Here is a 13,785-nt window from a genome sequence, read left to right as displayed (position 1 = left end):
TTTTCAACGAGAAAGGTGGTTAGGCATGTGTGGCATTGTTGGCATAGTGGGCAAGTCGAACGTCAATCAGGCGCTCTATGATGCCTTGACCGTCCTGCAGCATCGCGGCCAGGACGCCGCCGGCATCGTGACCTGCGATAACGAGCGACTGTTCCTGCGCAAGGACAACGGGCTGGTGCGCGATGTCTTTCATCAGCGGCACATGCAACGCCTGGTGGGTACCATGGGCCTGGGGCATGTGCGTTATCCAACGGCAGGCTCGTCCACCTCGGCCGAGGCGCAGCCGTTTTATGTGAATTCGCCCTACGGCATCACCCTGGCGCACAATGGCAACCTGACCAACGTCGAGCAACTGTCCAAGGAGCTCTACGAATCCGACCTGCGCCACGTCAACACCAACTCCGACTCGGAAGTGCTGCTCAATGTGTTCGCCCATGAGCTGGCCAGTGAGCGCAAGCTGAATCCGACCGAAGAGGATATCTTCAACGCGGTGCGTACGGTGCATGACCGCTGTCGTGGCGGTTATGCCGCAGTGGCCATGATCACCGGTCACGGTATCGTCGGCTTCCGCGATCCCAATGGGATCCGCCCGATCGTCTACGGCAAGCGTGAAACCGAACAGGGTGTTGAGTACATGGTGGCCTCGGAAAGTGTCGCGCTGGATGTGCTCGGCTTCGAAACTATCCGCGATCTGGCTCCCGGCGAAGCGGTATTCATCACCGTGGACGGCGAGATATTCACCCGTCAGTGCGCTATCAATCCGAAGTATGCGCCCTGCATCTTCGAGCACGTCTATCTGGCTCGTCCCGACTCCATCATTGACGGCGTATTGGTGTACAAGGCGCGCCTGCGCATGGGCGAGAAGCTGGCCGAGAAGATTCTGCGCGAGCATCCGGATCACGGCATCGATGTAGTCATTCCGATCCCGGATACCAGCCGCACCTCGGCGGTCGAGCTGGCCAATCACCTGGGCGTCAAGTTCCGTGAGGGCTTCGTCAAGAACCGCTATATCGGTCGTACTTTCATCATGCCCGGCCAGGCTGCACGCAAGAAGTCGGTGCGCCAGAAACTCAATGCCATGGAGTTGGAATTCCGCGGCAAGAATGTGCTGCTGGTGGATGATTCCATCGTCCGAGGCACCACCTGTCGGCAGATCATTCAGATGGCCCGCGAAGCCGGGGCGAAGAATGTCTATTTCTGCTCGGCGGCCCCGGCGGTGCGTTACCCGAACGTCTATGGTATCGATATGCCTTCTGCCCACGAGCTGATCGCCCACAACCGGACCACCGAAGAAGTGGCCGAGTTGATCGGCGCCGACTGGCTGGTCTACCAGGATCTGGAAGATCTGGTCGAGGCGGTGAAGGAAGGTAATCCGGTGATCGACGAGTTCGACTGCTCGGTGTTCAACGGCGAATACGTCACCGGCGATATCAATGAAGCCTATCTGGGCAAGATCGAGCAGTCGCGCAACGATGCAGTCAGGGCGCTGTCTGATGTCGAAAATGCCAATATCGGCCTGCACAATAACTGATCAGTGGGGGCGAAGATGATTTCCGATTGGCAGCCAGGGCGTCTGGACAGCGATCTTGAAGAGGCCGGTTTCGACACCTTGGCGGTGCGTGCCGGCCAGCATCGCAGCCCGGAGGCCGAGCATGGTGAAGCGCTGTTTCTGACTTCCAGCTACGTATTCCGCAGCGCCGGTGACGCCGCTGCGTGTTTTTCCGGCGAGCGCGCCGGTAACGTCTATTCGCGCTACATGAATCCAACGGTACGCACCTTCGAGCAGCGCATTGCTGCGCTGGAGAATGCGGAGCAGGCGGTGGCGACAGCCTCCGGCATGGCGGCCATTATGGCTACTGTCATGAGTCTGTGCAGCGCTGGTGACCATATTCTGGTATCGCGCAGCGTGTTCGGCGCCACCGTCAGTCTGTTCGACAAGTACTTCAAGCGTTTCGGTGTGGAAGTGGATTATGTCACTCTGGCTGATCTGGATGGCTGGCGTGCTGCCTGCAAGCCCAACACCCGGCTGTTCTTTGTCGAATCGCCATCCAACCCGTTGGCCGAGCTGGTGGACATTCGTGGGCTGGCTGCGGTCGCCAGAGAGCAGGGCGCATTGCTCGCCGTGGATAACTGTTTCTGCACGCCAGCCTTGCAGAAGCCGCTGGACCTGGGTGCGGATATCGTCATCCATTCCGCGACCAAGTACATTGATGGTCAGGGCCGCTGTCTGGGTGGGATCGTGGCCGGGCGCAAGGAGCATATGCAGGAAGTTGTCGGTTTTCTGCGTACGGCAGGTCCGACATTGAGCCCATTCAACGCCTGGGTATTTCTCAAGGGGCTGGAAACGCTGCGTCTGCGTATGGCCGCCCATTGTGCGGCCGCTCAGGAGCTGGCGGAGTGGCTGGATGAGCAGCCGGATATCGAGCGTGTCTATTATGCCGGGCTGCCCAGCCACCCGCAGCATGAATTGGCCAGGGCGCAGCAGTCGGCCTTCGGTGCCGTGGTCAGCTTTGAAGTCCGCGGTGGTCGCGAGGCCGCATGGCGGTTCATCGATGCCACACGTCTGATTTCCATCACCGCCAATCTGGGTGATGCCAAGAGCACCATTACCCACCCCGCAAGCACCACCCATGGCCGGCTGAGTGCCGAGACTCGGCAAGCGGCGGGCATTCATGAAGGGTTGATCCGCCTGGCGGTTGGCCTGGAAGAGGTGGCCGATCTGCGTGCGGACCTGCAGCGCGGGTTGGCTGCAGCGCGCGGCTAGGGCTGTGGGGGGGGCGTTACCTGCAGGGTTACAGGGCAAGCTCCCCGGCTTTACTCAAGGTGATGCAGTTACGACCATTGGCCTTGGATCGATACAGCGCACGGTCCGCGGCCTCGATCAGCATGCCATATCCGGGCATGTCCTCTTCCATGCACGCCACGCCCATACTGGCGGTGCAGGTCAGAACCAGGCCTTCATAATCTACGTTGAGTTGCTCGATGCTGCAGCGTAGCCGCTCAGCAAACTGACGGGCTCCTTCCAGGCCGGTGTGGGGCAGCAGAACGACGAACTCCTCACCGCCATAACGACCGGCATAGTCACTCTCCCGTGCCATCTGGCGGGTCACTCGGGCCACCTGGCGGATGACCTCGTCGCCTGCCCTATGCCCATGGCTGTCATTCAATTTCTTGAAATGATCGATATCGAACAGCACCAGGCTGGCCTGACTATTGTGGCGCCTGTGGCGAGCGAACTCGCGCTCCAGGCAGTTTTCCCAGTGACGGCGGTTGAGCAGACCGCTCAGGCCGTCATGCAGAGCCAGTTCCTGAAGCTGAGTATTGGCTGCCTGCAGCTGACGCTTGTTGATGGCAGCATTGGTCACATCATAGATGATCAGGCAAACGTGGTCGGACGTGGCACTGATCGAGCGCAGGGGCAGAATGGTGACGTTCTGATACATTTCATCAGCCAGTCCGGTTATCGGCTGATAACTCTTGAACCGCACCAGATAGGGACGTTGCTCCCAGATGGTGAAGGTGCGGATGCCGAGCATGATGGCCGTTTCGACCTTATGGGTGAACCAGGGGCGATCGATTTCCGGAAACAGGTCGAGCAATGACTGTTGAGCTACCTGATTGGCAGACATGCCGGAGTGGTTTTCCATGAAGCTGTTCCACGCCTGTATTCGATAGTCTCGGTTCAGTACGACCACGCCGACATCGATGCTCTGGACGATGTCCAGCATCCAGTGCAATTCGCTGATATCAAGTGGCGCTGTCATGGCTGGGTCTTCCTGCACGTAGTGAGCATCAGATCAGCAGCTCAATCTTCTGCTGCAGTTTGGGTATCGAGTCCTCGGTGAACAGCAGAATGAGGTCGAACTGGATATCATGGTTTTCCAGGGCATAACTGATCTCAACCGCCAGGGTCCGTTTCCAGCGGGGGCGATTGAGCCGGATCAGTTCCTCGATTGTGCAGTGCTGGCCGAGCACCAGTGGGTGTCCCAGTGATAGCTGGATGTCGAGCTGTTCAGACAGGCCATTGAGGCAGGCGCCGGTTATGATGGCCGCGAGGTCCAGCAGCAGTTCCAGGTGCGGAGTCGCATTCAACTGACTGTTCAGCAGGCCGGCGACATCACTGATCTTCGAATCATGGAAGATCAATAAGGCTTCACCGGCAATGCCACCGCCTATATAGCCCTGACAGATGGCCGAGACCTGCTGGTTGCCCTGGGCATCAGCCAGGGCCATTTGCAGCTCGCTGACTTCCAGAATATTGACGTTGGGGACCGGCAGACAGATAAAGACATTCAGCACCCGTGCCAGCAACTCAGCGGCGCGGCCCATGGATATATTGGCCAGTTCACGAAAGGCATCACGGAAGCTGACCGAGGGCAGACAATGAGAGGTGATATTCTCGGGCTGCAGTGGAGCAGGGGGGAGCCCCATACCCAGGGCCAGCAGAGCAGCTTCCAGTTCCAGTGGGTCGACGGGTTTGCGCAGGAAGGATCGGGCTCCCAACGCCTTGGCGCGCCGAATGGCTTCCTGCTGCACATCACCGGAGATGACGATGACGTCGGCCTGCAGACCTTCGTCGCGTATGCGAGCAAGTACGTCGAAGCCATTCAGCTCGGGCATGGTGAGATCGAGGAGTACTATGCGTCCCTCGTTCTGGCGAATCGCTTCCAAACCGAGCAGGCCGTTCTCGGCTTGGGTGATCCTGAATGGCCAGTTTGCCGGCAGGCTGCGGATCAGCTGCTTGCGGGCCATGCTTGAATCGTCGCATACCAGCAGGGGTATGGCGTCGTCCACTTGGCTGTCCTTTTCCGGTGATTGCGGTGGCGGCATAATGCCATTGCGGATGCTGCGCTGTCACCTTTTTGGTGACAGGCGGCATTGTTGTGAGAGATTCTTCACAGATTTGCCTTTAAGTGCTGTTGTTGCAGGGATCTTGGGGCTAGTTTGACGGGGTGCCGCAGGGAAGCGTTATGGTTTGATTGTTGTTCGGGTTTCTCCCTTGATGTGCGGTTCAATTCCTTTATCAATGGAGAAATATCATGAAAACGATCCTTGCTGCCGTCATCTTCAGTTTGTCCGCCTGGCTGGCCGTGCCGGCTTTCGCTGAAGCCGTCGCTGAACCCATGGTCACGGTCAATATCAACGATGCCAGCGCGGCTGAAATCGCCGAAGGTCTGAAAGGTATCGGCATGGCCAAGGCCGAAGCCATTGTTGCCCATCGCCAGGAGAATGGTCAGTTCGAGTCGGTCGATCAACTGACTGTGGTCAAGGGTATCGGTCCGGCGACCGTTGAAAACAATCGCGCTCGTATCGCTCTGCAGTAACCTATGGCGCTCCCTTCAGCACGTTGAGGGGAGCGCGGACTCAGGTCTTCAGTCGTCCCACCGCGTCAGTCAACTGATGAGCAAGCGTTGCCAGCTGTTCGCTGGTTGCAGCACTCTGAACAGTCTGCATCACGGTCTGCTCGGTCACATCCCGAATCTGGATAATGCTCTGGGTGATGGACTCGGCTGCCTCGCTCTGTTGTTCGACCGCAGAGGCGATCTCGCTGTTGCCATCGCTGATCTGACTTACCGAGGCAGTGATCTCCGCCAGCGCAGTACCGGCTTGCTCTACCTGTTCGACCGAGGCATGGGTCAGTCGGGCGCTGTCCTGCATTTCCGTCACGGCGTTGTGAGTGCCGCCCTGCAGGGCCTCGATCATGCGCTGAATTTCATCGGTGGAGCTCTGCACGCGTTGCGCCAGCGCCCGCACTTCGTCAGCCACCACAGCAAAGCCGCGACCGGATTCGCCGGCCCGGGCGGCTTCGATGGCCGCGTTGAGGGCAAGCAGATTGGTCTGTTCGGCTATTTCGCGGATCACCCGTACGACGCCGCTGATTTCCTGACTGTGGCCTTCGAGCTTCTGCATATGCTGGGTGCAGCGCTCGATGCTGGTGGCCAGCCCGGTAATGGTCTGGCTGACGCGCAACACCTGATCCTGCCCGTCGCGCGCCAATGTATCTGCCTGGGTGGATTGATCGCGGGTGACGGCAGTGTTGCCGGCAATGTCCTGGACAGTGGCGCTCATTTCGTTGACGGCGGCGGCGACCATATCGGTTTCGCCTTGCTGGGTAACCATGCCATCCTTTACCCCGGTCATCAGGCGAGCCATTTCATCAGTACCCTGTTCCAGTTGCCTGGCGGCCTGGCGCACGGTGCCGACCACCTCCTGCTGGGCGGTCTGCATGGCGTTGAAGGCCTGCGCCATGGCGCCAACCTCATCCCGTGAGGCAACGGCAGCACGTAAGGTCAGATCACCAGTTTGCTGAACCTTGAGCATGGCATCGCGGAGGACGAGGATATTACGGGTGATAAAGGATATGAGCAGCTGGGAGACACCGAGCACGCCGAGCATCAACAGCAATACCACGATGGCATAAAGCGGTGCGCGATCCAGCAGTAAGCCGAGATAATCCTGCCTTTCGATGCCGAGCAGTTGTGCTTCGCCGTTACGGCTGGCTAACCAGGCGCCGTGCAGGTTGGCTGTCGCCGGGACGTTCAAGCGGCTCGCCGGAATCCACTGCGCTGAAGGGGTGGCAGTTCCATTGGAGGAGGCTGCATTCAACCAGCGCAGCCCGGCAGGGGTGGTATCCGTGCTGGAACTCAGAACCATGTCGCGGGCCAACTCCTGACGCACCACATGAATCCGGTCCTGCTCCACCCAGAGCGCGACCAGTACCAGTAACATGGTGCTGATGAAGGTCACGCTGTTGACAGCCCAGAATTTGTACTTGAGCTGTAGGTGCTGAAAAAACGCCATGCTGACTCCTTGGTGGGTTCTGCTCCGATTGGCCTTCGGGCAGCGCATACTATAAGGCCATGGCTCTATATCGGTTGATGTGCATCAATCTTGACCCCTTGGGAAAGAAAAAATCGGTGGTTGCACACATCCGTTGAAAGTTGCAGTCCGCGTGAGGGAATGGGTCGGTTATACTGTGCGCTCAGGCCAAGGAAACAATATTTTATGACCTCAACCGAGGCTCGCCCTCTCATGATCGACCAGAACGCCGACCTGGCCGACTGGTGCAAGCAGTGGCTGCAATTACCCTTTGTGGCAGTGGATACCGAGTTTGTCCGCACGGAAACCTTCTTCCCGATCGCCGGGCTGATCCAGATCGGCGATGGCGAACGCGCCTTTCTGATCGATCCGCTGGCCATTACCGACTGGTCGCCATTGGTCGCGCTGCTGGAAAGCCCTGCTGTGGTCAAGGTGTTGCACGCCTGTGGCGAGGATCTGGAAGTGTTCCTGCATCTTTGTGGCGCCTTGCCCGCACCGCTGTTCGATACGCAGCTGGCCGCGGCTTTTCTGGGTATGGATTTTTCCATGGGCTATTCGCGACTGGTGAGTGCGCTGCTGGACATCGAACTGCCCAAGGACGTGACCCGCTCGGATTGGTTGCAGCGGCCATTGAGCGACAGACAGCTGCAATATGCTGCCGACGATACTGTGCATCTGGCGGCGGTCTATAAACTACTGGCGCCGCGTATCGAGGCCGCTGGCCTCACCGATTGGTTGCTGGAAGATACCGCCGATATGGTCGCCAATGCCCGGGTGATGGTGGAGCCGGCCGAGGCCTATCACCGGATCAAGCAGGCCTGGCGGCTCAAACCCGCCGAGTTGGCTATTCTGCAGCTGTTGTGTGACTGGCGTGAACATCAGGCGCGGCAGCGCGATCAGGCACGCAATCGTCTTCTGAGGGAGGCCACATTGTGTCCCCTGGCGCAGCGGCAACCTGATTCACTGCAGGCATTGGCACGACTGGATGATATGCATCCGCGCACGGTGCGTCAGGATGGAGAGGTCATTCTGGACCTGATCCGTCAGGGGCAGGCGCTGCCGCAGGAGCAATGGCCGCAGTCCGTGCCGGAGCCTCTGCCAGCCGATGCCAATCGACTGCTGAAAACGCTGCGCAAGGTCGGTCAGCAGCACGCCGAGCGGCTGGGTATGGCGAGCGAGATCATATTGCGCAAGAAGGTGCTCGAAGCCATGGTGCGCACCGGTTATCCATGCGGCCCATATAGCTTGCCGAAGGAGCTTACCGGCTGGCGACGCGAGCTGATGGGCGAGGAACTGTTGGCACTGGCAAATCAATTCTCCACCAAGGGGCAGACCGCATGAAGGTGCTGTGTTCCATCTATCGAAGCACGCGCAAGGACGGCATGTATCTGTACGTGCCCAGGGAAAAAGGCGTCACTGAAGTGCCGGAGCCCTTGTTGAAGCTGTTTGGCAAGCCCGAACACGCTATGGATATGGTGCTCAGCGAAGAGCGCAAACTGGCACGCGAAGACATTCTGCAGGTACTGACCAACCTGAAAGACCAGGGCTATCACCTGCAGATGCCGCCGCAGCAGGAAGGCTGGATAGTCCATCTTCCTGATGAGCTGCTGACTCGTAACGATCCCGTATAGGAGCAGGCCTTGGAGTTACCAGGCCTTTTCCATGTTCTTCACTGAAATCTGTTCGTTGAGTGTCCAGTAGTCATACAACACGCCCAGCAGGAACAGGCCGCCAGTGCAGAAATAGATGATGGCGGTGATCCACTTGCCCATATATAAGCGGTGGGCGCCGAAGACCCCGAGAAAGGTCAGCAGGATCCAGGTCAGATTGAAATTGACTCGACCGCTGCGAAAACGCTGATCAGCCTGGTCATCCATGGATGGGATCAGGAACAGGTCGATGATCCAGCCGATGAAGAACAGGCCCAATGTGAAGAAATACAGGGTGCCGGTCCAGGGTTTGCCGTAGTAGAAACGGTGCGCGCCCATGAACCCGAAAATCCACAGCAGGTAACCTACGGCCTTGCTGTGCGTGTCTGCATATGCCATTGAAATTTTCCCTAGCCTTGTTGTGCGATACTGCCCATAGACCATAAATCATTCCGGGAGTGCCTGCATGCCAGGAATAAAGCAACCGCAGTGGCTGGAAAGCGTTCGGCAACAAGCAGCCAGCCTGGGTAGTCCGCATCTGCGCATCGGTGTCACCGGGCTCAGTCGAGCGGGCAAGACGACCTTCATTACCAGTCTGATCAATCAGCTGGAGAACCATCAGCGCGGGTTGCTGGCGCGGCGTGCGCCCTTTGACCGATTGGAAGCAGTGCGTTGGCAGCGCGATGGCGTAGAGCAACCCTTCGCCTATCTGCAGGCGCTGGAAGCCCTCGCCGGCGAACCTGCGCGTTGGCCCGAGTCCACTCGAGACCTGTCGCGGGTGGTGATAGATCTGCGCTTTCGTCAGACCGGTCTGCTCAAGCGCTTGCAGAGCACCCGGTCGCTGCGTATCGAGATTCTCGATTACCCCGGTGAATGGCTGCTTGACCTGCCGTTACTGGACATGGACTACGGGCAGTGGTGTGAGCAGATGCGCGCCTGGCTGGATGCCGAGCCGCGGTGCAGTATTGCCGGGCCGCTGCGTGAGGCGCTCGCCGCGATTGACCCACAGGCACCGCAGGACGCAGCTCAGCTCGCCGAGCTGGCCGCCGCCTGGACCGACTTTCTGCAGCGCAGTCGCAGCGAGGCGGGGTTATCCCGCAACCAGCCGGGGCGTTTCCTGTTGCCGGGTAGTGGTATCGCTGCCGAGATGCTGCTGTTTGTCCCGTTGCTCAGTGCCAATCGTCATACTCAGGGTGACGCCGGTAGTTGGTGGTCGGCTTGCGAAGCACGCTTCCGCTATTATCGCGACTACGTGGTGAAGGGTTTTTATGACGAGCATTTCAGCCGGTTGGATCGACAGATACTGCTGGTCGACATGCTTGGTCCCATGGATGCCGGGCAGCCTGCGCTCACTGATCTGAAAGCGGCGCTGGAGTCGGTGCTGCAGAGTTTCCGCTATGGTCGTGACAGTTTGCTGAGCCGGCTGTTTCGGCCGCGCATCAGTCAGCTGGCGGTGTGCGCTACCAAGGTGGATCAGGTCGCGCCAGGCCAGCAGCGCGCGGTGCAGCAATGCCTGGAGGATCTGTTGACCGACAGCCTGGCGGATGTGCGCCACGGTGGTGTGCGGGTACGCGGATTTCCCCTGGCGGCGGTGCGCGCCACGCGCCAGGAAGGTGATGCCTTGGTCGCCGGGCTGGAAGGGCAGAGTGGCTGGGTGCGTTATCAACCGGGTGGAGTTCCCGAGCACCTGCCGCTGGATCTGCAGATCAGTGGGCCGGAGCTGCTGCAGTTGCGCCCACCTGCCGGATTGCACCGTAACGAGCCTTTTCCCCAGTACCGTATGGATGATCTGATCGGTTGGATGGTGGAGGGACACGCACTATGAATGATCAACCCAAGACCCGGATTCTGGAAACCATGAGCGAGCCGGCCATCACCGAAGATACTCTGCGAACGCGGATCCTCGGCGACGTCACGCTGACGCCACGGGAACAGGCGGTTGCGGCGGAATTGCCCGAGCCGGGATTGCTGAACGCACCGCCGCGCAGCCGCTGGCCAAGCCGCTTGGGCAAGCTGGTCGGTGCAGTGGTACTGGGTGGTGCCGCACTTGAATGGGGCCAGTGGACCCTGGCTGCCTGGCATTGGCAACCGCTGGCCGGAACGCTGGTCGGACTGCTGGGGGCTGCTCTGGCCGGGACTGGTCTCAAGGCCTGGGTGGATGTGCGCAGGCAACGGGCACGGCTGACGGATCTGGAGCAGTTGCGCCTGGAAATGCAGGCTGTCCTGGCGGACCCGCGCGAACGTCTGAGCGTGGACTGGCTTGATCGACTGCAGATGCTTTATCAGAATACGCCCTTGCGCGCGCGAATGACCACCGCCTGCGCGGATCTGGACACCTCGCACAGTGCCGAGGAAGTCAGTCGTCGGTTGAACCTGCTGTTCTATCAACCACTGGATACGCAGGCCCGGCGGATGCTGCGCCGGGAGGCAGTAGGTACCGGCCTGCTGGTCGCGACCAGCCCCTGGGTGACGGTCGATCTGCTGTTGGTGGTGTGGCGCAACGTGCGCATGATGCAGCGGGTCGCCGTGTGCTTCGGGTTGCCCATGAGCCAGTTGAGCAGTTGGCGTCTGGCGCGCCATGTGCTGAGAAATATCGCCTTGGCCGGAGGCAGTGAAATGGCCATAGGCGCGCTCAGCGACAGCTTGCTGTCGGGGGTACTGGAAAAACTCGCCGCGCGGGTGGGACAGGGTGTTGGCGTTGGCTTGTACAGCGCCCGGCTCGGGCACTTCACCCTGGACCTGTGTCGTGCCGTTCCGTTGCCGAACCGGGAGATGCTTGCTGAAGATAACCGAGGCATCATTCAAGGCATCAGGGAACGATTGGGCAAGGTGACGGATGACAAAATATAAATCCCGTCGGCGCTGGCAGGCAGAGTGCTGGCTGAGCCGGCAGACAGACACCTTGGCCGAACACCTGTCTGCCTTGCGCGAGCAGCTGCTGCCGGCTACCTGGCCGGTACGCTGCGCCCGCGCCGGCGGTTTGCCTGATGGCCGTCTGGGTAACTGGCAGCCGCAGCCAGGTTCCAGCAGTGCAGAGCTTGCGCTGTTGCTGCAGCCGGTGCCGCTTGAGCAGCGGCAATTGCTGGGTAGTCTGCTGGATGCTCCCGCTGCTGGTGCGCTGGCACTGGTTGAAGCGGTGGAGCAGTTGGAGCTGGAGTGGCGGCAGCGACTGGACCCGTTGCACAGTCACCGGCAATATGCCGCGCAACTCGAGACGCTGGCGCGGCTGCTGAAGCTGACCCCGGCCGCACGTTCCGCCTACCTGGATAATGAGCGCAAGATTTTTCCGGCTATCGACATTCTGCTGTTCGAGTCACTGCCCATACGTTTGCGTACTGATATGGCCAATCGACACGTCATGGGTGATGGCGCTTGTCTGCAATGGTGGCTGGAGCGATTGCTGGCGCGAGCCGGCGTGTCAGGCTACGACCTGGGTAGTCTGGGCGATGATGACTGGCCGGAAATACCACCCGCGTGGCTGGCCCTGGGCTGGATCGTCAGCCTGCGCTTTGCTGCAGGCTGACGCCGGACGGAGAAACGGCTTTCAGGGGCGGGTAGCCAGCAGAGTCGCGCGCAGCGGTGCCGGATAACCTTCACAGGTGAGTAGCGGGTTGCCGGGGTCGAGAAAGTCCGGCAGTGACTGAAAGCGCATCCACCCGGTACTGCGCTGTTCATTCTGGCTGGTGCGGTTCACGTCGACACAGCGCACATCCGTGTATCCACAGCGGCGCAGAAAGCGTTCCAGCATGGCTACCGATGGCAGAAACCAGACGTTGCGCATCTGTGCATAACGGTCTTCGGGGATCAGGCACTGCTGCTCGTCACCTTCTATCACCAGGGTTTCCAGCACCAGCTCGCCACCGGGGCGCAGGCAGGCCTTCAATTGCAACAGATGATCCAGCGGCGAGCGTCGGTGATACAGCACGCCCATGGAAAACACCGTATCGAAACCGCCGGAGGGTTCGGGCAGTTCTTCCAGGGTAAATGGCAGCTGCCAGACCGGCGCCTCGGGCAGATAGCGGCGAATGGCTTGGAACTGGGTGAGAAACAGCAAGTTCGGGTCCACGCCGATGACCATGCTCGCGCCATCCTGCCACATGCGCCACATGTGATAACCGTTGCCGCAACCCACGTCCAGAACGCGCTTGCCCTGAAGATCAAAATGCGGCGCGATACGGTCCCATTTCCAATCCGAGCGCCACTCGGTATCGATATGCACGCCAAACAACTCGAAGGGACCCTTGCGCCAGGGATGCAGGCCTTGAAGGGCGACGCCCAGAGCCTGCTGCTGGTCGGTGGGCAGGTCCCCGGCCAGACCGATACGCACCGCCTGTTGCAGCTCCAGTGTGCCGGGCAGCAGGTCGGGCAACTGTTCCAGACAGGCCTGCCAACGCGGCAGGTCGCCGTGCCGGCGTGCATCCGTCAGTCGGCGTTCCAGTGCGGCTGGCAGGTCAGCCAGCCAATCCTTCAGGGGGGTATCGCCGAGGTCGCGGTACAAGCGGGAATAGTCGATCATGCGTGAGCCATTATTGAACCGAAGTTGAGGCACTGGAACCAGTTACAGGCGTGGCTGAAACCGGCAGACTGCAGGCGCTCCAGATGCGCTTCCCGGGTATCCAGCAGCATGATGTTCTCAATGGCGCTGCGCTTCTGGGCAATTTCCAGCTCGCTGTAACCATTGGCACGCTTGAAGGCGTAATGCACTTGCTCCAAGTGCTGCTGTGTAGCCGGATCGGAGAAACGGAATTTTTCCGAGAGGATCAGGACGCCGCCGGGCAACAAGGCCTGACGAATGCGGGTGAGCAATTCCAGACGGCGCTCGGGTGCGATGAACTGCAACGTGAAATTCAACACCACCACCGAACAGGGCTCCAACTCCAGTTGCAGAATGTCCTCATGCACGACGGTCGTCGGCACCAGCTCTTCCATCATTGAATCCTGCGCGGCGAGATACTCGCGGCAGCGCACGGTCATGGCTTCGGCATTGTCGACTGCTATGATCCGGCTGTCCCCACCAGCCAGGTGCCGGCGCATGGACTGGGTAGCGGCGCCGAGTGAGCAACCCAGATCGTAGATCAAGGTGCCGGGTTGGGCGTACTGGGCCGAGATCACGCCGATGTTCTCCACTATGGTGGGATAACCGGGGATCGAACGCTTGATCATGTCGGGGAAAACCCGCGCCACGTTGTGATCGAAAACAAAATCACTGATCTGCGGCAGCGGGGCTGCGAACAGCTTGTCTACATCGCTCATTGGAGGGTCCAGCTGGATTGGCAAAGCGACAGTTTACCCCAACTGGTGGCGCTCTTGGCAGCGC

At 59.9% G+C, this 13,785-nt stretch carries 14 protein-coding genes; 8 read left to right on the top strand and 6 right to left on the bottom strand.

Going from position 1 to position 13,785, the window contains the following annotated elements; all coding sequences use genetic code 11:
- Window positions 1-25: 25 nt before the first annotated feature.
- Window positions 26-1,531, top strand: a complete 1,506-nt coding sequence (purF, locus tag BLU11_RS09215) for an amidophosphoribosyltransferase (RefSeq protein WP_090273063.1) — start codon at window positions 26-28, stop codon at window positions 1,529-1,531.
- Window positions 1,532-1,546: 15 nt separating this feature from the next.
- The gene (locus tag BLU11_RS09210) at window positions 1,547-2,764 is read left to right on the top strand and encodes an O-succinylhomoserine sulfhydrylase (RefSeq protein ID WP_090273062.1); all 1,218 of its coding nucleotides are present in this window, start codon (window positions 1,547-1,549) and stop codon (window positions 2,762-2,764) included.
- Window positions 2,765-2,792: 28 nt separating this feature from the next.
- Here BLU11_RS09210 and BLU11_RS09205 read toward each other — a convergent pair whose 3' ends face one another.
- Window positions 2,793-3,764 (bottom strand): sensor domain-containing diguanylate cyclase, encoded by a 972-nt coding sequence (locus tag BLU11_RS09205; RefSeq protein ID WP_090273061.1) that lies wholly within the window; start codon window positions 3,762-3,764, stop codon window positions 2,793-2,795.
- A gap of 28 nt (window positions 3,765-3,792) precedes the next feature.
- Window positions 3,793-4,830, bottom strand: coding sequence for a response regulator (locus BLU11_RS09200; protein WP_090273060.1), 1,038 nt, complete (start codon window positions 4,828-4,830; stop codon window positions 3,793-3,795).
- 209 nt (window positions 4,831-5,039) lie between these two features.
- Between BLU11_RS09200 and BLU11_RS09195 the strand changes: the two genes are divergently transcribed.
- A complete protein-coding gene (locus BLU11_RS09195) occupies window positions 5,040-5,324 on the top strand; it encodes a ComEA family DNA-binding protein (protein ID WP_090273059.1) in 285 nt (94 codons plus the stop codon).
- A gap of 40 nt (window positions 5,325-5,364) precedes the next feature.
- On the opposite strand, the gene BLU11_RS09190 is transcribed toward BLU11_RS09195, so the two are convergent.
- A complete protein-coding gene (locus tag BLU11_RS09190) occupies window positions 5,365-6,801 on the bottom strand; it encodes a methyl-accepting chemotaxis protein (protein WP_090273058.1) in 1,437 nt (478 codons plus the stop codon).
- Between the two features lie 204 nt (window positions 6,802-7,005).
- Between BLU11_RS09190 and rnd the strand changes: the two genes are divergently transcribed.
- Both rnd and BLU11_RS09180 read left to right on the top strand, forming a co-directional pair.
- Window positions 7,006-8,160, top strand: a complete 1,155-nt coding sequence (gene rnd, locus BLU11_RS09185) for a ribonuclease D (RefSeq protein WP_407920233.1) — start codon at window positions 7,006-7,008, stop codon at window positions 8,158-8,160.
- The gene (locus tag BLU11_RS09180; RefSeq protein WP_090273057.1) at window positions 8,157-8,450 is read left to right on the top strand and encodes a YcgL domain-containing protein; all 294 of its coding nucleotides are present in this window, start codon (window positions 8,157-8,159) and stop codon (window positions 8,448-8,450) included. Before rnd ends, BLU11_RS09180 begins: the two co-directional genes overlap by 4 nt.
- Window positions 8,451-8,465: 15 nt before the next feature.
- On the opposite strand, the gene BLU11_RS09175 is transcribed toward BLU11_RS09180, so the two are convergent.
- Window positions 8,466-8,867, bottom strand: coding sequence for an NINE protein (locus BLU11_RS09175; RefSeq protein WP_090273056.1), 402 nt, complete (start codon window positions 8,865-8,867; stop codon window positions 8,466-8,468).
- Between the two features lie 67 nt (window positions 8,868-8,934).
- Here BLU11_RS09175 and BLU11_RS09170 point away from each other — a divergent pair, with 67 nt between their 5' ends.
- Genes BLU11_RS09170 through BLU11_RS09160 form a run of 3 tightly spaced genes read left to right on the top strand, consistent with a single transcriptional unit; the run spans window position 8,935 to window position 11,991 of the window.
- The gene (locus tag BLU11_RS09170; protein ID WP_090273055.1) at window positions 8,935-10,293 is read left to right on the top strand and encodes a YcjX family protein; all 1,359 of its coding nucleotides are present in this window, start codon (window positions 8,935-8,937) and stop codon (window positions 10,291-10,293) included.
- Window positions 10,290-11,318, top strand: a complete 1,029-nt coding sequence (locus BLU11_RS09165; protein WP_090273054.1) for a TIGR01620 family protein — start codon at window positions 10,290-10,292, stop codon at window positions 11,316-11,318. The genes BLU11_RS09170 and BLU11_RS09165 overlap by 4 nt, the downstream gene beginning before the upstream one ends.
- A complete protein-coding gene (locus BLU11_RS09160; protein WP_090273053.1) occupies window positions 11,305-11,991 on the top strand; it encodes a hypothetical protein in 687 nt (228 codons plus the stop codon). The genes BLU11_RS09165 and BLU11_RS09160 overlap by 14 nt, the downstream gene beginning before the upstream one ends.
- A gap of 21 nt (window positions 11,992-12,012) precedes the next feature.
- Here BLU11_RS09160 and cmoB read toward each other — a convergent pair whose 3' ends face one another.
- Together cmoB and cmoA are read right to left on the bottom strand one after the other, a co-directional pair.
- Entirely contained in the window at window positions 12,013-12,984 is a 972-nt protein-coding gene (gene cmoB, locus BLU11_RS09155; RefSeq protein WP_090273052.1) for a tRNA 5-methoxyuridine(34)/uridine 5-oxyacetic acid(34) synthase CmoB, read from the bottom strand.
- The gene (gene cmoA, locus BLU11_RS09150; protein ID WP_090273051.1) at window positions 12,981-13,721 is read right to left on the bottom strand and encodes a carboxy-S-adenosyl-L-methionine synthase CmoA; all 741 of its coding nucleotides are present in this window, start codon (window positions 13,719-13,721) and stop codon (window positions 12,981-12,983) included. Before cmoA ends, cmoB begins: the two co-directional genes overlap by 4 nt.
- Between the last annotated feature and the right edge of the window lie 64 nt (window positions 13,722-13,785).

The organism is Halopseudomonas litoralis, from assembly GCF_900105005.1.
Taxonomy (GTDB): domain Bacteria; phylum Pseudomonadota; class Gammaproteobacteria; order Pseudomonadales; family Pseudomonadaceae; genus Halopseudomonas; species Halopseudomonas litoralis.
Note: the sequence above shows the minus strand (reverse complement) of the source record. Positions and strands in the feature narration are given on the sequence as shown.

What these genes read in the sequence shown, in the direction of transcription:
- BLU11_RS09175 (WP_090273056.1), bottom strand. Translation starts at nt 8,867, where the DNA reads ATGGCATATGCAGACACGCACAGCAAGGCCGTAGGTTACCTGCTGTGG.
- BLU11_RS09165 (WP_090273054.1), top strand. Translation starts at nt 10,290, where the DNA reads ATGAATGATCAACCCAAGACCCGGATTCTGGAAACCATGAGCGAGCCG.
- BLU11_RS09170 (WP_090273055.1), top strand. Translation starts at nt 8,935, where the DNA reads ATGCCAGGAATAAAGCAACCGCAGTGGCTGGAAAGCGTTCGGCAACAA.
- cmoB (WP_090273052.1), bottom strand. Translation starts at nt 12,984, where the DNA reads ATGATCGACTATTCCCGCTTGTACCGCGACCTCGGCGATACCCCCCTG.
- cmoA (WP_090273051.1), bottom strand. Translation starts at nt 13,721, where the DNA reads ATGAGCGATGTAGACAAGCTGTTCGCAGCCCCGCTGCCGCAGATCAGT.
- BLU11_RS09205 (WP_090273061.1), bottom strand. Translation starts at nt 3,764, where the DNA reads ATGACAGCGCCACTTGATATCAGCGAATTGCACTGGATGCTGGACATC.
- BLU11_RS09210 (WP_090273062.1), top strand. Translation starts at nt 1,547, where the DNA reads ATGATTTCCGATTGGCAGCCAGGGCGTCTGGACAGCGATCTTGAAGAG.
- BLU11_RS09195 (WP_090273059.1), top strand. Translation starts at nt 5,040, where the DNA reads ATGAAAACGATCCTTGCTGCCGTCATCTTCAGTTTGTCCGCCTGGCTG.
- BLU11_RS09180 (WP_090273057.1), top strand. Translation starts at nt 8,157, where the DNA reads ATGAAGGTGCTGTGTTCCATCTATCGAAGCACGCGCAAGGACGGCATG.
- BLU11_RS09190 (WP_090273058.1), bottom strand. Translation starts at nt 6,801, where the DNA reads ATGGCGTTTTTTCAGCACCTACAGCTCAAGTACAAATTCTGGGCTGTC.
- BLU11_RS09200 (WP_090273060.1), bottom strand. Translation starts at nt 4,830, where the DNA reads ATGCCGCCACCGCAATCACCGGAAAAGGACAGCCAAGTGGACGACGCC.
- purF (WP_090273063.1), top strand. Translation starts at nt 26, where the DNA reads ATGTGTGGCATTGTTGGCATAGTGGGCAAGTCGAACGTCAATCAGGCG.
- BLU11_RS09160 (WP_090273053.1), top strand. Translation starts at nt 11,305, where the DNA reads ATGACAAAATATAAATCCCGTCGGCGCTGGCAGGCAGAGTGCTGGCTG.
- rnd (WP_407920233.1), top strand. Translation starts at nt 7,006, where the DNA reads ATGACCTCAACCGAGGCTCGCCCTCTCATGATCGACCAGAACGCCGAC.